Annotated in this window: 20 protein-coding genes and 1 pseudogene; 8 read left to right on the top strand and 13 right to left on the bottom strand. The window is 71.0% G+C overall.

Annotated features, from left to right (window positions below; genetic code table 11):
• Window positions 1–112: 112 nt before the first annotated feature.
• The 3 genes and pseudogenes from FV227_RS30445 to FV227_RS12890 form a co-directional block, all read left to right on the top strand.
• Window positions 113–535, top strand: a pseudogene (locus tag FV227_RS30445) (cyclic nucleotide-binding domain-containing protein); the annotation flags it as partial.
• Between the two features lie 613 nt (window positions 536–1,148).
• Complete coding sequence (fliI, locus tag FV227_RS29500; RefSeq protein WP_246686463.1) at window positions 1,149–2,204, top strand: flagellum-specific ATP synthase FliI; 1,056 nt, start codon at window positions 1,149–1,151, stop codon at window positions 2,202–2,204.
• Window positions 2,205–2,499: 295 nt separating this feature from the next.
• Window positions 2,500–2,943, top strand: coding sequence for a DMT family transporter (locus FV227_RS12890; protein ID WP_147726122.1), 444 nt, complete (start codon window positions 2,500–2,502; stop codon window positions 2,941–2,943).
• Between the two features lie 69 nt (window positions 2,944–3,012).
• Here FV227_RS12890 and FV227_RS12885 read toward each other — a convergent pair whose 3' ends face one another.
• The 3 genes from FV227_RS12885 to wrbA form a co-directional block, all read right to left on the bottom strand.
• Window positions 3,013–3,195, bottom strand: coding sequence for a hypothetical protein (locus FV227_RS12885; protein ID WP_147859088.1), 183 nt, complete (start codon window positions 3,193–3,195; stop codon window positions 3,013–3,015).
• Between the two features lie 78 nt (window positions 3,196–3,273).
• A complete protein-coding gene (locus FV227_RS12880) occupies window positions 3,274–3,468 on the bottom strand; it encodes a hypothetical protein (protein ID WP_147841329.1) in 195 nt (64 codons plus the stop codon).
• Between the two features lie 84 nt (window positions 3,469–3,552).
• Window positions 3,553–4,200, bottom strand: a complete 648-nt coding sequence (gene wrbA, locus FV227_RS12875; protein ID WP_147859087.1) for an NAD(P)H:quinone oxidoreductase — start codon at window positions 4,198–4,200, stop codon at window positions 3,553–3,555.
• Window positions 4,201–4,444: 244 nt separating this feature from the next.
• On the opposite strand from wrbA, the gene FV227_RS12870 reads away from it, so the two are divergent.
• From FV227_RS12870 to FV227_RS12860, 3 genes are all read left to right on the top strand, one after another.
• On the top strand, window positions 4,445–4,735 hold the full coding sequence (locus FV227_RS12870) for a hypothetical protein (RefSeq protein WP_147727702.1): 291 nt from the start codon (window positions 4,445–4,447) through the stop codon (window positions 4,733–4,735).
• Between the two features lie 56 nt (window positions 4,736–4,791).
• Window positions 4,792–5,148, top strand: coding sequence for a hypothetical protein (locus tag FV227_RS12865; protein WP_147727701.1), 357 nt, complete (start codon window positions 4,792–4,794; stop codon window positions 5,146–5,148).
• Between the two features lie 550 nt (window positions 5,149–5,698).
• Window positions 5,699–6,073: a response regulator gene (locus FV227_RS12860; RefSeq protein ID WP_147859086.1), complete on the top strand. Its 375-nt coding sequence runs from the start codon at window positions 5,699–5,701 to the stop codon at window positions 6,071–6,073.
• Window positions 6,074–6,206: 133 nt separating this feature from the next.
• On the opposite strand, the gene FV227_RS12855 is transcribed toward FV227_RS12860, so the two are convergent.
• Window positions 6,207–6,614 (bottom strand): DUF1236 domain-containing protein, encoded by a 408-nt coding sequence (locus FV227_RS12855; protein WP_147859085.1) that lies wholly within the window; start codon window positions 6,612–6,614, stop codon window positions 6,207–6,209.
• Between the two features lie 146 nt (window positions 6,615–6,760).
• On the bottom strand, window positions 6,761–10,096 hold the full coding sequence (locus tag FV227_RS12850) for a helicase-related protein (RefSeq protein ID WP_147859084.1): 3,336 nt from the start codon (window positions 10,094–10,096) through the stop codon (window positions 6,761–6,763).
• 508 nt (window positions 10,097–10,604) lie between these two features.
• Here FV227_RS12850 and FV227_RS12845 point away from each other — a divergent pair.
• Window positions 10,605–10,829 carry a hypothetical protein gene (locus FV227_RS12845; RefSeq protein ID WP_147859083.1) on the top strand — a complete coding sequence of 75 codons (225 nt, stop codon included), beginning with the start codon at window positions 10,605–10,607 and terminating at the stop codon, window positions 10,827–10,829.
• Between the two features lie 67 nt (window positions 10,830–10,896).
• Window positions 10,897–11,079: a DUF2934 domain-containing protein gene (locus FV227_RS12840; RefSeq protein ID WP_147727696.1), complete on the top strand. Its 183-nt coding sequence runs from the start codon at window positions 10,897–10,899 to the stop codon at window positions 11,077–11,079.
• 55 nt (window positions 11,080–11,134) lie between these two features.
• Here FV227_RS12840 and FV227_RS12835 read toward each other — a convergent pair whose 3' ends face one another.
• The 8 genes from FV227_RS12835 to FV227_RS12800 form a co-directional block, all read right to left on the bottom strand.
• Window positions 11,135–11,425, bottom strand: coding sequence for a hypothetical protein (locus FV227_RS12835; RefSeq protein WP_147859082.1), 291 nt, complete (start codon window positions 11,423–11,425; stop codon window positions 11,135–11,137).
• Between the two features lie 51 nt (window positions 11,426–11,476).
• Entirely contained in the window at window positions 11,477–12,532 is a 1,056-nt protein-coding gene (locus FV227_RS12830; RefSeq protein ID WP_147859081.1) for a serine endopeptidase, read from the bottom strand.
• A 215-nt stretch (window positions 12,533–12,747) separates the two neighbouring features.
• The gene (locus FV227_RS12825; protein WP_147859080.1) at window positions 12,748–13,089 is read right to left on the bottom strand and encodes a hypothetical protein; all 342 of its coding nucleotides are present in this window, start codon (window positions 13,087–13,089) and stop codon (window positions 12,748–12,750) included.
• A gap of 173 nt (window positions 13,090–13,262) precedes the next feature.
• Window positions 13,263–14,333, bottom strand: coding sequence for a glycosyltransferase (locus FV227_RS12820; protein WP_147859079.1), 1,071 nt, complete (start codon window positions 14,331–14,333; stop codon window positions 13,263–13,265).
• A complete protein-coding gene (locus FV227_RS12815) occupies window positions 14,330–15,247 on the bottom strand; it encodes a galactosyltransferase-related protein (RefSeq protein ID WP_147859078.1) in 918 nt (305 codons plus the stop codon). The genes FV227_RS12820 and FV227_RS12815 overlap by 4 nt, the downstream gene beginning before the upstream one ends.
• Before the next feature lie 47 nt (window positions 15,248–15,294).
• Window positions 15,295–16,428: a glycosyltransferase gene (locus tag FV227_RS12810; protein ID WP_147859077.1), complete on the bottom strand. Its 1,134-nt coding sequence runs from the start codon at window positions 16,426–16,428 to the stop codon at window positions 15,295–15,297.
• 21 nt (window positions 16,429–16,449) lie between these two features.
• Window positions 16,450–17,337, bottom strand: a complete 888-nt coding sequence (locus FV227_RS12805; protein ID WP_187274781.1) for a galactosyltransferase-related protein — start codon at window positions 17,335–17,337, stop codon at window positions 16,450–16,452.
• Complete coding sequence (locus tag FV227_RS12800; protein ID WP_147859076.1) at window positions 17,327–19,381, bottom strand: HAD-IIB family hydrolase; 2,055 nt, start codon at window positions 19,379–19,381, stop codon at window positions 17,327–17,329. The genes FV227_RS12805 and FV227_RS12800 overlap by 11 nt, the downstream gene beginning before the upstream one ends.

The raw sequence follows: 19,381 nt of genomic DNA, 5'->3' as shown, positions 1-19,381 counted from the left end.
CGTGATCGCGGAGAAGGCGTGTTCCGGTGGGACGCGTGGCGACGCGATCCGACACGATGCCACCGTGCTCTGGCTGAGCGTCTTGCGCGCGAGCCAGGTCGTTCAGAGGCAAATGCTTCGCAGGCCGGTTACCGGCCGGCTTCGGAGACGGGCCGATGCCAGCTCGGGCCTCCTGCACGCTCGGCACCTTGTCCGGCGGAGCGGCGTGATCGATGCTGCCGCACCAGACAGCGTGCGGGGAAACGCGGACATGGAGACGATCGGTCGAGACCTGCGCGAGATGCAGCGCATCCCACTCGCGGGCTCGCATGTCGCAGCGCTTCGGTCTGCCGGCGTCGCGCGGAATTACCCCGCCGGGGCTTTCCTCGCACGCGCGGGCGAGCGCGCCGATCGCTTCGTCTATGTCGAGACGGGCGAGATCGAAGTCGTGAATCCGTTCACGAACGAGCGCCATCTTCCTTCGACGCTCGGGCCGACGCAGTTCATGGGCGAGATCGCGTTTCTGAATGGCGGGAACTGGTCGATGCCCATGCGGGCGGTCCAGGACACCACCGTGATCGAGGTGCCGCGTCTGGAGATGCTGCGGCTGATGTCGGAGATCCCCGAGATGTCCGATATCGTCATCACGGTTCTCGCCGCACGGCGGCGGCGCCAGCTCGATACCCATGACGGCACCCTGGTGCTCATCGGCGAGGATGACGACCGGGCCGTGCGGCGGATCGCGGAGTTCGCGAGCCGCAACCGGCTTCCCTACAGGTCCTACGCCCTCGGCAGCCCCGAAGCCGCCGCCGTGGCAGAGAGCTGCGCGACGCGCGCGGACCGGCCGCCCGTGATCTTCGGGCGCGACGTCGTCGTGACGGAGCCGACGCCGGACAAGATCGCCCACCTGCTCGGCCTCAACCACGACCTGATCGACGACGAGGCATTCGACGTGCTCATCGTCGGCGGCGGCCCGGCCGGTGTGGCGGCGGGCGTCTACGCCGGCGCCGAAGGACTGCGCGCCCTGGTGGTCGAGGATGTCGCGATCGGCGGCCAGGCCGGCACGTCGAGCCGCATCGAGAACTACATGGGTTTCCCAGGGGATCTCCGGAGCCGACCTGGTCTGGCGCGGCGAGGTCCAGGCGATGAAGTTCGGAACACGGTTCGCGATGCCGCGACGGGTGGCCAAGCTCGAGCGGCTCGGAGACGGAGGGTTCTGCGCGACCTTCGAGAACGATCAGCGCGTTCGCGGACGCGCCGTCGTCGTCGCGACCGGTGTCCAGTACCGCCGCCTGCCGATCGATCGGCTCGAGGCGTTCGAAGGCGCGGGCATCTATTACGCGGCGACGGAGATCGAGGCGCGCTATTGCCGAAACGCCGAGACCAACATCATCAGCGGCGGCAATCCAGCCGGACAGGCGGCGATGTTTCTCAGTCGCTCGGCCAGGCATGCCCGGTGCGAGGGGTTCGACACCGTCGTGGTCGCCCTGGTCGGCGAGCGCGGACGCGAGGTGCGCGAGTTTCTCGAAGGCCCGATCCAGGCGAGCCGCGCGCGATCCGTCGTCGTCGCGACCGGCAACGAGAGCCCGATGATGCGCCGTCAGGCGCCGAAGACCGCCATGGCGGTCGCGGAATACCTTCGCGACCGCGGGCAATCGGTCCTGCTGATCGTGGATTCCGTCACCCGCTTCGCCCATGCCGCGCGGGACGTGGCCTTGGCGGCGGGCAAGCCCCCCGTGGCGCGCGGCTATCCGCCCAGCGTAATCGGCGATCTGCCGCGGCTCCTCGAACGGGCCGGGCCGGGCATCGAGGGCGGCGGGACGATCTCGGGCATCTTCTCGGTCCTGGTCGATGGCGACGACCACAACGACCCGGTGGCCGACAGCATCCGCGGCACGCTCGACGGCCATATCGTGCTCGACCGGTCGATCGCCGACCAGGGCCGCTATCCGGCGATCAGCCTGCTCGGCTCGATCTCCCGGCTTGCCGACCTGGTCTGGACACGGGAGCAGAGGGACCTCGTCCGCGCCCTGAAGAACCTGATCATGCGCTACGAGGACACCAGCGACCTGCGCGTGATGGGCGGCTATCACGCCGGCTCGGACCCCGAGCTCGACCAAGCCGTGATCGTCATTCCGAGGATCTACGCGGCCTTGCGGCAAGACCCCTGGCAACCCGCGAGCACCGACGCCTTCGCCGAGCTCGCAGCGGCACTTCGCGATTAGCGCCGTTCCCGTTCGATCCACTTCCGAACCTGCGACGGCGAAGGCCTCCGCGCACGCGTCGGCGGCGACGTCGACGACGAGGCGGCCTTTCGAAGCGGCGAATCCTCGTCGGCCGGTGCCGTTGATGCGTCGCGTCGCAGGCCTATGAAGCTCGCGCGTCTAAAATATCTTCGGCGTTTCCCGCCCGTCGAATTGTGCACGAGAGGCGCGAAGGACGAGATGTCGCCGGTCCCATCGATCCGCATCTGAGCTCGGCGCCCTATGTCGACAGATCTCATCATGCGAGATCGCGACCATGTGGTATCTCTACGGCTTCGTGCTTCTCGCCGGCGTCGCCAACGCCGTCCAGGCCGGGCAGAACGGCGCGCTGTCGAAGGGCTTGGACGAATCGTTGACGGCGGGCCTGATCGTCGTCGCCGGCACGGCCACCTGCATCCTCGTGGTCGGCCTGCTCGCGGGCAAGCTCGCGTGGCCGACGGTGGCGCAGGCCGCGGCGATGCCGTGGTGGGCGTGGCTCGGCGGCATCCTCGGCGGATGCATCATCCTCGCGCAGTTCGTCGTCGCGCGTCAGATCGGTGCGGCTCCGTTCCTCGGCCTGCTGGTGACGGCGGGCGTGACCACCTCGATCGTCCTGGACAATTTCGGCTGGGTCGGATTCGAGCGCCACCCGGCCAGCCTTTGGCGCATCCTCGGCGGGGTGCTGATGGTCCTCGGCGTCGGGCTCGTCGCGCTCTTCTAGATGCGAAACGACGGATGCGCGCGAGCTCGTACCCGCGCGCATCCGTTCGATCGGTTTGCGCAAGGAGTCTCAGGTCGGCTGAACCTCGGTGTCCTTGACCTCGGGATCGTCTTCCGTCGGGACGTTGGGCTGGGGCTGCGGATCGGCCTCGATGTCCTCCTCGGTCGCCGGGACGACCTCGTCGAGGCGGGCGGGATCTTCGATCAGGGCGCCGGGATCCTCTCCCGGCATCGGCGAATCGGCGTGGATCATGACAGGGCTCGTTCTTCGAGGGACGTTCTCTGGGGGAACGTTGGGGAAGCGTTCGGGGGTGACGCCGTTCCGGGGATGCTAGGCGGCGTCGGCGTCGTCGGCATCGAGGATGCCGTCGAGGTCGCCCACCAGCGCGTCGAGCTGCTCGGACGACGAGCGGATCTTGAACCGCGTCCCGTCCTCCGCCTCCACCGCGATCTCGACGTGGTCGCCGACCTTGGCCGCCAGCGCCTGCTTCAGGATGTACGTCGTCACGTCTGCCTTGTCGGCCATGCCAGCTCCTTCACGTTCGCCGCGGGCAACGCCGCACCGCTCGCTTCGTCGGTGCGGCAGAATCTCGCGGCACCATGCCGGGGATCACTTTCGGCGGCACGGCATCTCTCCGGCGGCGATCAGGGCCTGGGCGATCGCCACCGTACGGCGGCTCTGATGGCGGATGGCATCGAGATCCGCCGGCCGCGGATCGGCGTTCTCGGCTCCGACGATGGCCGACGCGCCGTAAGGGGAGCCTGCCTCGAGCATCGCCTCGTCGGTGTAGCCCGGCGGGAGGATGACCATGCCGAGATGGGCCATCGGCGCGTAGAGCGACAACGTCACCACCTCGGATCCGCCATGCGGCCACGAGGCGACGGCGAAGGCGCCGCCGACCTTGCCCGACAGCGCGCCGCGCTTCCATTGCGGGCCGAGCCGATCGAGAAAGGCCTTCAGCTCCGTGGCCATCGCGCCGAAGTAGCACGGCGTGCCGAACAGGATCGCGTCCGCCCACTCCACATCCTCATGGGTCGGCTCCGGATAGAGCGCGTTCTGTCGCGCGGCGTTCTCGGCCCAGCCGTCGACCTTCGCCATCGCATCGGCGTCGACGACCTCGCGGGCCCGACGCAGCCGCACCTCGGCGCCGGCCGCACGCGCCGCGTCGGCTGCGGCCACGGCCAGCGCTTCGACCGAACCAGAGCGGGAATAGAAGGCGATCAGCACGCGGGCCGAATCGAGATCGGATTGGGACACGATGATTTCCTCTTCGAGATTACTGGAAGTAGGGCCGGAAACATCCGTGGAACCGAGAGCTGCCAAAGGGCCGCGCCGCGATGACGTCGATCCGAACCGTCGCGGCGAATGTTGCAGAGACCGGGCGCGAGGTTTGGCCGTCGTGCCGGAGCGACGGTCGATAGCGCCACAGGGGCGGACCTATCGCGCGAGCCGCAAGTTACTTGCTCGATGTCCGGCAAGATCGGACGAGCGAGGTTTCACGGTGGCAGAACAACTCTCCGGGCAGTCCGGTCGACAGGGCAAGCGCGGCAAGCCCGCACTCTACGTGCTGGTGGCCAGCGTCGGGCTGATGATCGCGGCCCTGGTCGGCCTCATGGTGTGGCAGGGAGCCAGCGCGCCGCCCGATTATGCCAGCCAGAGCCAGGCGGCCTCGCGGGCGGAGGTCACGGGATCGACGACCGGCAAGGACGGCGGCACGTCGTCCGCGAACACCGGCGCCGTGCCGGCCGGAAATCCGGCCTACCCGCAGCCCGCGAAGCGAAACGCCAACTGAACCGCACTCGGATCCGGGCGTTCCCGGTGCCGACGTCCAGCTTGGGAAAACCCGCAATGACCCTTCGTTCCGAAACGCCACCCGCCCCGGGCAACCTCGATTTCGGTGAGGCGCCGGACAGCGAGAATCCGACCTCGGCGCAGCTGAAGGCCGACATCGACAGCGGCCGGACGGGCGACAAGGCGAGCCACGGCGATGTCGGGGCGGCACCGCTCGGAACCTGCGACGAGGCCGGGGATACGCCCCCGACCCCGCAGCGGATCAAGCTGGCCCGCGAGACCGAGGCGGCATCCGAGCAGGTTCGGGCGGCGGCCGACGTGCACGGCGAACGATCCTGGGTCATGCCGGTGTTCTACAGCGCGATCGTCGCCATCCCCGTGGTGATCGGCGGCGCACTGCTGTTGCTGCGCTGACCGACGGGATGTGTGTCGGCGCGCTTGGTGCCGAGCCCGTCTCGACCGACGATCGGCTCGGCAGGACGGACGGTGCTGGGTACGCTTGGTCGGGGGAGATTTTCGGTCGTCCAAGGACCTCGCGATCAGGAACATACGAACGTGATGCCGGAGCCTTTGTAGATTTGGCGCACCCGCCGAAATGGCGTGATCCGGTCGCCCGACGCAGCCGCCGGTGTTTCGCATCACCGACCGTTGCCGCTCTCATGTGGCGGGTACCAGCCTTCGGGTCGGTCGGCGGGCTTCGCGTGCCGCTTGCTCGACCGCTAGCGAATTCTAGGACATCGGCCGTCATCGGTATCGCAGCCGGTGCATCGCCCTTTCCCTGTTGGGTAAGATCGACGAACCACAGGGATTGAGCTTTTCCGATTGGTGATGCCGAACGCAGGCTTCGAATTCCAAGAGCAGCGACGATATTCCTGATTCGCGAAGCTGCTTCTGCCGTCACGTGACCATGCGGCCAATGCGAGCGAAGCCGGCAACCAAAGACGTCGACTTCTGTTGGACAACCATGCCGGTGAAGCGCGACCTCGACCATTCCTTCGTTCTCGTCGTCGAGGACGACGACCTCGTGCGCATGTACGCGGTCGAGATGCTGGAGGATGCCGGCTTCGCGGTGATCGAGGCCCGTCAAGCGGACGAGGCCTGGTTCATCCTGCACGAGCGCTCGGACATCGCGGCGATCTTCACCGACGTCGACATGCCGGGGACGATGTGCGGCGTCACCCTGGCCGGACGCGTGTCCGCGGCCTGGCCGGACATCCGGCTCGTCCTGACCTCGGGGCGGCACCGGCTCGCCGACACGGAGGTGCCGGACCACGGCCTGTTCGTGCCGAAACCCTACAAGGCAGCCCATGTCGTCGACGCGCTGCACCACGCGGCCTGAGATCGACCGGCCGCTGGGCCGCCTGCATGGCTCTTGTCTGATTCTGCGCGAGAACAGCGCCCGCTATCGCCGCATCACGCGATCCGTCGCGGCGCGCCATCCCCGGGATTCGCCCCGATCGCGGAGCGGTTCTTCAATCGATCACCTCGACGATGCGACGGGTGCCCGGCTCAACCAGCACCGGATGGTCGTTGACGATGGTGTAGTTGAAGCCCACGAGCTCGAACTCGCGAGGAACGTCGTAGTAGACGATGCCATCCTCCGGCAGCACGGTCCCGACCCGAACCGGGCCGCCATAAGCGAACGACGGCCGTCGCTCGGCGTGGGCGTAGATCCGGAAGCGTTCGCGGCGGTCGATCCCGAGGATGCCGTTGGCGGTGCCGACGGCCGCACCGATCGCGCCGCCGACGACGGCTCCGAGTGGGCCGGCCATCTCCTCGCCGCGCCGCGAGCCCTCCCGTGCTCCCTGTTGCAGACCCTGCGCCTGCGCGGCCGTGCCGAGGAGGACGAAGAGTGCGGCCGAGGCCAGGGGGTGACGCATCGAATCGATCCTTAGGGGAGTGGCTTCCGACGGCGAGAGTCCGCGAACGCCGGCACGGTAGCACCGATCGCGCCGGATCCGGTGGCGAACGTCATCGACCCGCGAGACGAAGTCGGCGTCCCGCGATCCGATGCAGCCCGGCGATGTCAACGCTGGCCGTTTCGCTCCTGGGCCGCCCGCAGCCGGTCGAGGAGGTCCATGGCCAGGGCGGCGCGTTCCGTCGGCTCGGTGACGGAGCGGCGCAGGACGACGCGTCCCTCGCGGACGACGAGGTCGTCCTCGGCCGGCATCGGCCCGGCCTTGATGCCGGGCCTGAGGTCGGCTGCGATACCCTGCGGGCCGCCGCTCAACCGGGCGACGCCGAGCGCACGGCAGGCCGCACGCAGACGCCCGAGGGCGAACAGCGCCGAGACGGGTTCCGGCGGAGCGCCGAAGCGATCCTCGACCTCGCTCGAAAGCGCCTCGATCGCTTCGATGTCTCGGAGGCGCAGGAGGCGGGTGTAGAGGCTGAGCCTGATCTCGGGCTCGGGCACGTAGTCGCCCGGGATGCCGCCGGGAAGCCCGATCTCGATCTCGGGGCACCAATCCTCGGCCTCCTCGCCCTTGGCGAGGCGGAGCGCGAGCTCGAGAAGATGCCGGTAGAGACCGAGGCCGACGAGCTTGGCGTGGCCGGCCTGATCCTCGCCCACGAGATCGCCCGCGCCGCGCAGGTCGAGGTCGCGGGCGCTGATCGCGAAGCCTGCGCCGAGACGGTCCATCGCCTCGAGCGCCCGCATGCGCTGCTCGGCGGCCGGGCTCGGGGGGGCATCGGGATCGAAGAGCAGGTGGACGACGCCGCGGCGCTGGCCGCGCCCGACCCGGCCGCGCAGCTGGTGGAGCTGCGCCAGCCCGAACTTGGCCGCCTCCCAGACCAGCATCGTGTTGGCGCGCGGCACGTCGAGCCCGCTCTCGATGATCGCGGTGGCGAGGAGCACGTCCCCGTCGCCGTCGGCGAAGCGCACCATCGCCTCGTCCATCTCCGACGGTTTCAGGCCGCCATGCGCGACGACGACCTCGAGGTCGGGAACGAGGGCGCGCAGGCGCTCGGCCATCGGCCCGATATCCTCGACGCGAGGACAGACCACGAAGCTCTGTCCGCCGCGCCGGTGCTCGCGAACGAGCGCGTCCTGCAGGGTATCGGGATTGAACGCGGCGACGATCGTGCGGACCGGCTGACGCAGCGCCGGCGGCGTCGCCAGGATGCTGAGGCTCTGAAGGCCGACGAGGGCGGATTGCAGCGTGCGCGGGATCGGCGTCGCGGTGAGCGTCAGCACGTGGCCGCCGCCTGCGAGACGACGCAGGTCCGCCTTGGTCTTTACGCCGAAGCGCTGTTCCTCGTCGATCACCGTGAGGCCGAGATCGGCGAAGGCGACGCCGCGCCCGGCCAGGGCGTGGGTGCCGACGGCCAGCCGCACCGTGCCGTCGGCGAGGCCCGCCTTCACGCGCCTGGCCTCGGCCGGGGATACCAGGCGGGAGAGTTGCGCCACCGCGATGCCGAAGCGGCCGAAGCGTCGGCGCAGCGTCTCGGCGTGCTGGCGCGCGAGCACCGTGGTCGGCGCGATGAGCACCGCCTGCCGCCCGGCGAACACCGCTGCCGCCAGCGCGCGCAGGGCCACCTCGGTCTTGCCGAAGCCGACGTCGCCGCAGACGAGCCGGTCCATCGGCACTCCGGAAGCGAGATCCGTCGACACGGCCTCGAAGGCCGCGGCCTGGTCGTGCGTCGGCGGAAAGCCGAAACCGGCCGCGAAGCGCTCCATCTCCCGAGCCGGAGGCCGGATCGCCGGGACGCCCGCCTCGCGACGTTCGCGGGCCGTCTCCAGCATGTGGCGGGCGGTCCGCGCCATCGTCGCCTCGGCCTCCAGGCGGCGGCGGGCCCACGTGCCACCGTCGAGCTTGTCCAGGGTGACGGCGCTCGGCTCGGAGCCGTAGCGCCAGATCCGGTCGGCCTGGGCGACGGGCACCATCAGGACGGCGTCGTCGGCGAACCGCAGGCGCAGGGCTTCCGTCGCCGGCCTGTCGCCGACCGCAGCGACCTGCTCCAAGCCCTCGAAGACGCACAAGCCGCGGTCGCGGTCGACCGCGACGTCGCCGGGGCGCAGATCGACCTCGCACAGCGGCAGGACGTGACCTGCGGGACCGACCGGCGCGGCGTCCGGGCCGTAGAGGTCGGCCGCCGCGATCACGGTGGCGCCGTCGGCGTGGTAACCCGCCCCGAGGGGCGCCTGCAGGGCGAGGACCTCCCCCGGTTTGGCCGAGGCCACCTCCGCCCAACCGTCGATCAGGCGAACCGCGCGGTCGGCCACCGCGGATGCTTCGCGCACGAGCCGGCGCAGCGGAAGCGTCGGGCCGGCCAGGACGATCCGCCGCCCGGCCTTCAACTCCGCGCGGAGAACCTTGGCGAAGGCAGCCGTCGGACGCGCGGCCCCCGCCAGGCTCGGCAGGGCGATATCCTTGGCCGCGTCCCGGGTCGCCGCGGAGAGCGTCCGCGCCTCGACCGCCTTCGTCCAGTCCGAGAGCGACAGATACAGGTCGTCTCCGCGCCCCACGTCGCTCCGGCCGTTCCGCCCGGCGCGCTGCATCGCGCGCGCCTCGTCGATCTGTTCGAAGAAGGCGGCCATCCGCGCGGACGCTCCCTCCTCGACCACGAGGCCGGCATCGGGAAGATAGTCGAGGGGCGTCACCAGGCGTGGGTAGAATCGGGCGAGGGCGTGCTCCTGGCCGGTGAAGGGGCGCAGCCGCTCTTCCGAACCCGCGGCGAGGACGATTTCGGTGGCCGGATCGATCACGAGGCGGTCGACATCTCCGACCGATCGCTGGGTGATCGGATCGTAGACCCGGATCGCCGTGACGCAGCCGTCCGCGTGCTCGATGCGGGACGGCCTGGCCGCGTCGGCCGGGAACACCTCGATGGTGCGGCCGCGCACGGCGACCTCGCCCGGCTCGTCGACGCGCTCGTCCACGACGTAGCCGAGACGGACCAGGGCGGCGGTGATCCGCTCCGGATCGATCCCGTCGCCGATCGCGAGGGGCACGTGCGCGTCGTCCCAGGTCGCTCGCGGCGGGACGCGCTGGGCGAGCGCCGGCCCCGTGGTCATGACGAAGTCCGGCGGCGCTCCCTTACCGCTCAGCCGGCGGAGCACCGCGGCGCGCGCTCCCATCGTCGCCCGGGACGGCGACGCGTGGTCGAACGGCAGGCAGTCCCATTCGGGGTAGACGAGGATCTCGACGTTCGGAGCGAGCGCGCGCAGGACGCGGGCGAGGTCGTCGAGACGACGCGCGTCGCGCGCGACGTGCACGACCGGCTTCGACGCGTTCGACCGGCTCGATCCGGCCTGCGCAGCAATGTCCAGGAGCGAAACCGCGAGCGCCCCGATCGGGACGAGGGGGGCGTCGTCCAGCTGCGCAGGTGCCGGCTCTGCCACCTTCCGTCGACGCTCGGCCATTCCGCACTCCGTCCGCAACCCTTGGGACTCCGGCAACGCGGTTCGGTCCGGACCGGTCCCATCCGAAAGGCGGCTATTCACAGCTCAAGCGTGCGGCGTGCCGCCGCTCGCACCGCCCGCCGTCGAGCCCGCGCCACGGTGGCGCGGTCGCGCGGCAGGGCGTCGAACTAGCCGCAGCGTTAGGGCATCTCGGCCTCGACGTGGGCACGGAGAGGAGATGCCGCCAGAAGATCGGCTCCGCTCTTTGGGGAACGCACCGCACCGATCCACAAGCTATCCTATGTTAGTGCGAATCCTCTCCGAAGGTGCAGTTCTAGACCATCGCCGACCAGAATCCCGGCCGTCAGCGCCTGCGAGACGCTCGTGCTCCCGCCGTTTCCAGCGCGGCAAATCCCATGGCGGGCCCCGACAACGACGTTCGTGCGGATGGCGAGGGTCGGCGCCTTGACGGCGGACGCGCCCCGATCGCCCGGGCGCGCCCATCGATCACGGGACCGGGGCCCGGCCGATGAGCGGGCCGCCGTCGGCAGAACCGGAGGGCGTGCCGTGTTACCGGGCGATGATGTTCGGCGCGGACGGCCGGATGGTCCTGCAGGCCGTGATCGCCGCGGCGGGCGACGACGACGCCAAGGCGCAGGTGCAGGCCCTGGTGGATGGTCACGGTATCGATCTATGGGATCAGCTACGCTTCATCGCTCGGTTCGAGCCGGACCCGGCGCCACCGCAAGTCTGAGACGCCGCGGCGCGATCCTCCGATCGCGCAGGGATGCAGATCAGGCCCAACGAAGATCAGTGAACGCATGGACGACGACGACGCACCGATCCCGATCGAGCAGATCCGGCAGCGGGCCTACGACCTCTGGGACCGCAATCACCGCCCCGAAGGCCAGGAGATGCGATTCTGGGTTCTGGCCGAGCGGGAATTGAAGGCGGAACGGAAGAACCGAGGCGAAAACCGGAACGCCGATCCGCATCATACGTGAGGCTCCGGCGGCCCAAGGTCCCCGGACCGACCAGATCGTCCCGAGGGACGACCCGCTAGCCCCCTGCGGCGGTTTCCTTGAGGCGCTCGGCCGCGTACCGGGCGCGTGCCGCGCCGTCGCTCGCCGACCCCGTGCGCATGCACCAGTCGATGAACGCGCCCAGCTCGATCGGTACGCGAACGACGTCGACGCCGCTGCGCTGCACCTCACGCTCGACCTGCTCGGCGGACATGCGCCACGCCTCGTACGACGCCGGCAGCTTGGCGCCGTCGACGAGGCCGTGACGGAGCGCGTCGTAGTGCTCGGGGCCGTACCAAGGCAGACCGACGCGGCGCGGGCGACTCATCGGGTACCCTGTGTGTGAAGCGGTCGACATGCGGCGTTCTCTGCGCGTCAGCTACCCGGTCACGGCCGCGGTGACCATCCGGCGCTCGCCGCATCCGCGGCAGAACTGCTCGAACGTGCTCTTGCGCTGGGAACACGCCGAGCAGCGCTCGAACACCCCAAGCCCGCAATGCGGGCAGAAGTTCGTGGCGGGATCGTCGAGGGCGATCCCGCGCTCGCAGCCGGGACAGACTTTCCGGGCGAGGCGCGCGAGCGCTTCGTCGGTGGCGATCTCGGTGCGGCGCTCGGCATCCGGCCGCGCTTCCACCAGGGCTTGCCGCTCGCGGTAGACGTGCAGCGCGTTGATCGCGGCGCGGCCGCCCACGAGCGTCAGGACCGCGCCGACGCCGTACTGCACGTAGCCGCCGTAGCTCGGCAGGTAGGGCACCAGCTCGACAAAGAACGCGAAGGCCGCAGCGAAGGCGAATCCCCAGACGAACGGCCAGTTGCGCATGCGCCGGCGCTTCAACAGAAGCCAACCGGCGAGGATCAGGAGAGGCAGCGTGAGGGCGAGCCGATAGCCGAACACCCGCAGTTCCTGACCGCGCTCGGCCGAAACGAGCCTGGCCTGCGCCTCGGCCTGCAGGGCGTCGTCGGCGGCCGAGAGCGCCGCCTCCCGCTCGCCGAGCTCGAAGGCCGTGCGGTTCAGGCCTTCGAGCCGCTCCTCGACGGCGCGCTCGGCCGCCTTGAGCTGATCCAGCCCCTCGGTGCGGGCGACGAGCCCCGGATCCTGGTCGACGCGCTGGGTGGCGTTGCGGGTCTTCAGCCAGTTCGCGAAGGTCTCGCGCGCCGCCTCGGTCGCCGAGCGGGCGGCGTCGAGGGCCAGTTGCGCCGCCTCCGCCTGCCGCCGCGCGTCGTCCTGCTCGCGCCGGATCTGCTTGAGGGCGGCGGCCGAGGCGCGCGCCGGCTCCGGGTCGAGAAACTGATCCACGGTGTAGCGGTGCTCAACCTGCGGCAGGTCGCCGACCACGAGCGAGCCCAGGCCGATCAGGAAGCCCGCAAACAGCAGGGCGACGAGCCACAGGGCGGCGTTGAACCAACGCTCGGATACGCGGGTGCCGTTGGCCACGCAGATCGGTCCTTATCTCTGGAGAAGCTTTGGGCATTCCGGCACCTCGGAGCTCGCCGTACCCCGCGCGCAGGCCCCGAGGAACGCGTCGAAGCCGTCGATCCCGACGGAGGCGACCGGCATCTCGGCCGCCGGCGTTCCCATCGCGACGGCAAGCCGAGCCGCGACGCGCCGAAGCGCGTCCGCTCCGCCGGCAACGCGCGTCGTCGGCCGGCTCACAGGTTGCGCAGGGCCAGGAGCGGCACAAGGGCGGCGAGCGCCACGGGGACGGACCAGTCTTCCATCCGGATCCAGAACAGCTTGTGGACCCTGTGCAGCAGCACGCGCTGGTTGGTGGCCGGATCGAGGAGTTCGCGGGGCGACGTGCCGTTGAGGTTTCGGCCGATGAACCAGTTGGCTGCCGCGGCGGCGAGCAGGCCGAGGCTGACGGCGAGGAACGTCAGCTCCGGATGGCCGAGTGCGCGAAGCGCCAGCCCGCCCGAGGCGCCGACGAGAAGGGCGGTGCCGAGAACCACGGGCAGGACCAAAATGCCCCAGCCGGACCAGATGAGCAGCATTACCACCGCCTGAGATTCAATCCAGGTCGCCGCCGAACAAACGACCGCGCCGGCATGATCCGGTCGATCGGTGGCCGCCCGCGCAGGACCATCGAAGTCTCTTGGGCTTGGGATTGAGGCGATGCTGTGTTCACGGTCGCGTGAGCATCGGAGCCGGACGGCAGTGGACGAGGTCAGTTCCGGGCGGCATGCTCCGTCCGCGCCAGCGCGTACACGGCTTCGCAGCGTTCCAGCCAGAGATCGCGGGTGAACAGTCGCGAGACCCGTCCATGCGGGACGGTGCGGGGAATGGCGCGTGCCTCGCCGATCGCGCGGGCGAGCGCGGCCACGTCGTTCACGGGCGCGAGGCGGCCGGCCTCGCCGACGACCTCCTCGGCCGCGCCCATGGCGAAGCCCGCGACCGGCACGCCACAGGCCATGGCCTCCACCGCCACGAGGCCGAAGGGTTCGTCCCAGCAGGGCGTGAACAGGAAGACCGAGGCGCGGCCGATCTCGCGCGCCAGCGCGGCGCCGGAGAGGTGGCCGCCGTATCGGATCGAACCGCCTATCTGGGGCGCGACCTCCGCCTCCCAGTACGCCCGGTCCTCGATCGGGCCGAACACGGTCAGCGGCATGCCGGCACGCCGTGCCGCCGCGATCGCGAGATGCGTGCCCTTGATCGGCGCGATGCGCCCGGACCAGACGGCGGTCCCGTCGCCGCGCTCACGATACGGCCAGGCGCCAGGATCGACGCCGTTGTGGAGGACGGACACGCCCGCCGGCACCGCGTCCGGCCACCACAGCGTGCGCTGCGCCTCCGACGTGACGGTGATCCGATGACCGGGCCCGAGGCTTTCGTCCACGAACCAGCGCAGCGCGTCGTAGGGCGGGACATGGAGCGACGTCACGGTCGGCACCACCGCGATGCGCCGGCGTTCCAGGGGCAGCCGGCTCAGGCTGTTGTTGTGGAGCACGTCGAACCCGCCGGCCGCGATCCGGTCGCAGGCGGCGGCGTAGCCGGCGTCGACATGGGCGACGAGGCCGGCGTCGCCGCGATGCTCCAGCCCGGGAAAGCTGCGCTCATGATGCACCGGGATCACGGGATCGACGGCGAAGCGCGGATCGCTGTCGCCGGCGGCGAACAGCACCACTTCGTGCCCGCGCGCCATCAACCCGTCGGCGAGGGCCCAGCTCTGGGCTTCCATCCCGCCCGCGAAGGGGCGCGCCACCGGATGCCGGAGATGGGCGAGGAGCGCGATCCTCACGCAGTCGCCGCCGGGGCGGCTTGGGCTTCGAGGAAGCGGATGACGGACGCCGCGTTGCTGTAGGGCTGGTGGCTCTGCTGGCCGGTGAGCGCGAGATCGCCGGCCTCGGGATGGCGCAGGATGCGGATCGGCCGATCGGGGGCGTCGTCGATCAGCCCCATCACCTTGAACGCGTAGAGCCAGTGCCCCATGGTGCGGTAGCCCCACTTGGCCTCGAACAGCTCGGCATTGCGCACCACGCTGGCGAGGTGGTGGACCGGCGGCATGTGGTGCGGGTGGTACTGGTGGTAGGCCAGCCCGCCCTTCATCCAGGCGATGGGGATGCCGGCCTGATCGAGGATCTTGCCGAAATCGGTGTCCTCGCCACCGTAGCCGACGTAGCGCTCGTCGAAGCCGCCGGTGGCGAGGAAGGTGGCGCGCCGGATGGCGAAGTTCAGCGACCAGAAGCAGCGGTAGTCGCGGCAGATCTCGATGCCGGAAGCCGGAGGGCCGCGACGGTCCGAGTGACGCTCGGCGACCGCGGCGAAGGCCTCGCAGGTCCAGGCGCCCGCCGTGGCCTTCTCGGGCAGGTGCAGGACCTCGCCCATCAGCAGGCCGTCGAGCTCGGCGAGCCCGCGCGCGTAGTCGGCCACGAGGTCGGGGGCCGGGATGCAGTCGACGTCGAGGAAGACGACGGCGTCGCCGCTCGCGGCCGCGACGCCGCGGTTGCGCGCGGCCGCGAGCGGCAGCTCGGTGCCGGGGACCAGGATCTGACGGACCGGGAAGGCCACCTCGGGGAGGTCGTAGGGCGCGTCCTGCATCACCGCGACGATGAACTCGACGGGGGCCTGCGTCTGGCGCTCGAGGCCGAGGAGCACGTTGCGCAGGTGCGCGGGCCGCCCCTTGGCGAGGGTCACGACGGAAACGGTGGACATCGGGCGGTCTGGCTCCTGGACGATCGAGCGCGGGATTGAGCGGGCGGTCAACGAGCGACGACGGCGAGCGCCGGTCGCTCGGCCGCGCCGCTCCAGAGTTCGTCGGCGAGCCCTTCGAGCCAGCCGGCGGCGCGGGCGGCGGCGTCCGGCGCGTAGAGGCTGCCCAGCGGGGCGGGATCGAGGGTGCGGGCCCGGGCGAGGAGATCGCGCCAGCCCTGCAGATCGCCGGGCCAGACCGGGGCCTGGACCGCGGCGCCCAAACGGACCAGGGCCTCGGCCTTGCGCGTCTGCTCCCCGAAGTAGCGCCATTCCGGCATCACGATCAGGCGGCCGCCCACGCGGGCGACCTCGTGGACCGTGTTGTCGCCGGCCGAGGCCAGCACGATGTCCGCGGCGGCGAGGTAGTCGGTCACCGAGGGCACCCAGCCGAGCTCGCGCAGGTTGGAGAAGTCGGTCTCGTGGCCCTCGCGATGGGTCGGCCCGAGGGTGAGCCACAGGGTCTCGGGGGCGGCGCGCGCGGCCACCGTCAGCGGCGCGTAGGGCGTGCCGCTGCCCCCGCCGCCCGTCACGGCCACGACGATCTCGCGCGCCGGATCGAGACCGAGCCGTGCGCGCGCCTCGGCGCGACCGGGCACGCCGTCGACGCTGGTGCAGAGGCCGCCGCTGTAGAAGGTCTTGGCCCGCAGGTACGCCGGATAGTCGTCCTGCTCCATCCGCTCGTCGAAGGGGGCGAGCATCCCGACGCAGGCCTCGTAGGCGCCGACATGGCCGATGTCGGAGCGGTCGCCGTGCATGCGGATCTGCACCGCCGGCACGCTGGCGATGCGCGCGAGCAGCGCGATCTCCGCCGAGACGTCGACCACGAACAGGCCGACCTCGCGCTCGTCGAGGTGGTCGAGGATCCGCCGCATGGTCCGTCGCATCTCGGCGAGGCCGAGGGGCACGCAGTGCATCACCTGCGGCGTCGGCTCCGCGTAGAGCCGCAGCGTCGGCACGGACGCGCCGATCATGTTCGGCAGCGGCACGATCTCGATGTCGCGGGAGAAGCCGTCGAACAGCTGGGGGCCGGCCGTGAGCACGGAGACGGGCCGGTCGCGGGCGAATTCGGCGGCGATCGCCATCGTGCGGTTGGCATGGCCCCGTCCCTGATGATGGACGAAGAACGCGATGGGCTTCTTCATGGCTGGAGTGTTCGCAAACCGTCAGGAGAACAGGGCGTCGGGCCGCAGGGCGGCGGCGACCTCGTCGGCGCGCGGCCGGCGGACGAGCCGGATCGCCGGGGCGTCCGCGTCCCAGGCAATCAGCCCGGCGGCCCGGAACTGGTCGAGCCAGTAGGTCATGCACCAGCGTCCGTGCCTTCGGTGGAAGCGGGCGGCGTTGGCGAGGATCGCCTCGAAGTGCTGCAGCGGCGGCACGTGGACCGGGTGGTGCTGATGGTAGGCGCAAGCCGCCGCCACCCAGAAGGTCGGCAACCCGCCGGCCGCGAGGCGGACGGCGAGGTCGGTCTCCTCCCCGCCATAGCCGGCGTAAGCCTCGTCCATGCCCCCGACGGCGTGCCAGGCGCGGGCCGGCAGAGCGAAGGACAGGCCCCAGAGCTGGCCGGGATCCGGCTCCGGGCGCAGGCCCGTTCGCGGCACCGCCGGCCGCGCCGGATGCCTCTGCCCGGCCCGCGCGAGCGCCGCGTCGTCGGCGGCATTCCCCGCCTCGGACCCGGGCGGCAGATACAGCACCTCGCCGAGGAACAGGCCCTCGGCCTGCGCCGCCGCTCGACGATAGACTGCGACGAGGCCGGGAGACGGGATGCAGTCGACGTCGAGGAAGATCAGTAGGTCGCCGCGGGCGGCCTCGGCCGCGCGGTTGCGGGCGGCGGCGAGCGGCATCGGCTCGCCCGCCACGTGGAGGTGACGCACGGGACAACCCGGGTCCGGCAGGTCCGGCGCGGGTTCGGGCTGCATCCAGGCGATCACCAGCTCCCGTGGGGACGCGGACTGGCGCGCCAACCCATGCATGAGGTTGCGCAGACGGTCGGCCCGGCCGCGGACCAGCGTCAGCACGCTCGCGGAGGGCACATGCGAAGGCTCAGCCGGCATCGGCCAGCATCCGGCGGAAATGGCCGACGCCCTCGATGATGCCGCGGGCGTGCGAGGTGCGGGCGACGTAGGAATGCTTCAGCGCGGCATGGCTCGCCAGATCGTCGGAGTAGTTGGCCACGATGATCGCCTGCGCCTGGGCGCGCAGCATCTCGACGTCGTTCCCGGAATCGCCGGCGACGAACACGGCCCGCTCCGGCAGGCCGTAGAGCGCCCGGACGTGGGCGACCGCCGTCCCTTTCGAGGCCGCTGCGGGGAGCACGTCGAGGTAGCGTCCGTGGCTGTGGATCACGCTGGCGCGGTGCCCCGCCTGCGCGAGACGGGCGCGCACCGCCGGTGCCGTCGTCGCGTCCCCGAAATAGCTGAGCTTGTGCCCGCGCTGCTCCAGCGGGCCTTGCGGCACGAGCCCGTCGAGATCGGCGAGCGCCGCACGGACGCCGGAGCGGTCCCAGCCGGTCGAGACGACCGCGCGCCAGGCCAGGTCTGCCGTGTAGGTCACGCCGTTGGGATCGAGATGGTAGATCTCCGAGCCGACCGAGGTGATCATCACCTGCGGGCGCGGGCTGGCCTGCTGCTCGAGGATCGCCATCGCGGAGTGGAAGGAACGGCCGGTGGCGACGCCGAAGGCCAGCCCCGCCTGGCGGCTGCGCCAGCGCCGAAAGATGCCGAGCGACGCCGCGCAGCCGACGAGGGTGTTGTCGATGTCGCAGACCAGCAGCTGACGCGGCACGGCCAGCGGCGGCTCGGGCGCCAGCAGCGCCCGCAGCAGATCGTGGTAGCGGGCGGCGTGCTGGTCCCAGTCGTAGGCGGCGGCCGCGCGGGCGCCGCCCGCGACGCAGGCCGCATACAGATCGGGCTCGTCGAGGATCCGCAGGCACGCGGCGGCGATCGCATCCGGCGCGCGCGGGTCGACGAGGAGGCCGTTGCCGCAGGTCTCGACGATGTCGTTGGGGCCGCCGCTGTCCGTCGCCACCAGCGGCAGGCCGGCGGCGGAGGCTTCGAGGAGCGTCAACCCGAACGGCTCGTTGAGGGCGGGGTTTACGAACACGCCGCCGCGGGTGCGGGCATAGGCGTAGATCGCCGGCACGTCCTCCGGGTCGTGGGTCTTCGGATAGGCGACGCGGCCGTAGAGATCGTAGCGGTCGATCAGCACCAGGATCTCGCGCAGGGTCGCGGGCATGTCGCCGTCGAGCGCGTCAATGTCCTCGCGCATGCCGGCCATCAGGACGAGGTTGGCGCGGGCCTGAAGCTCCGGGCTCTCCCCATAGGCCCGCACCAGCGCCGCGAGGTTCTTGCGCGCCACCGGCCTGGCGAGAGCCAGCAGCGCAGGCTTGCTCGGATCGTGCAGGAAACGGTCGATGGTGGCGTCGACCCGCGGAAGGGGCTCGGCCGCGGTGAATCGCGCCAGATCGCTGCCTGGCGGCAGGACACGGATGCGGCCGGGATCGTAGGCCGCGTAGCCGGCATACTGCACTTCCGCCTCGTCGCGGGACGAGGCGATGATCAGGCTGGCGCGGGCCAGGGCCCCTTCCTCGGCGGCGATGCGAGGCGCGAGATCGGGGCCGTTCTCGGCGCCTGCGCCGAGGATCGACGCCTTGACCCGTCCGAGCGAGTGGGCGGTGAACACGAAGGGGATCCCGAGCGCGTCCTCGACCAGCCGCGCGACCGAGGCCGCTTCGGCGTAGTGGGCGTGGATCAGGTCGGGCGCCCGCGCCTGCCGGCCGATCCAGGCCGTGAGGTTCCGGGCGAAGCTCGCGACCTCCGCGTGCATCTCCTCCTTCGACCGGTAGGCCGGCGACGCGCTCGCGAGCCGCACGAGCTCGACCTTGTCGGAGATCCGCTCTTCGGGCACGGCGTAGTCCGGGCCATGGATGCCGTCGAACAGCCGCGTCGCCATCACGATCCGCTCGATGCCGGCATCCTGAGACGAGGCCGCGACGAGGTCGAGCAGATAGCGGATGTGGCCGCCGGTGTCGGCGGTCAGCCCGAACGCGACGCTGCCGCCGCGAAGGCAGCCCTGCAAGGCGACATGCAGGACGAACAT

Source organism: Methylobacterium sp. WL119, assembly GCF_008039875.1.
Lineage (GTDB): Bacteria > Pseudomonadota > Alphaproteobacteria > Rhizobiales > Beijerinckiaceae > Methylobacterium.
Note: the sequence above shows the minus strand (reverse complement) of the source record. Positions and strands in the feature narration are given on the sequence as shown.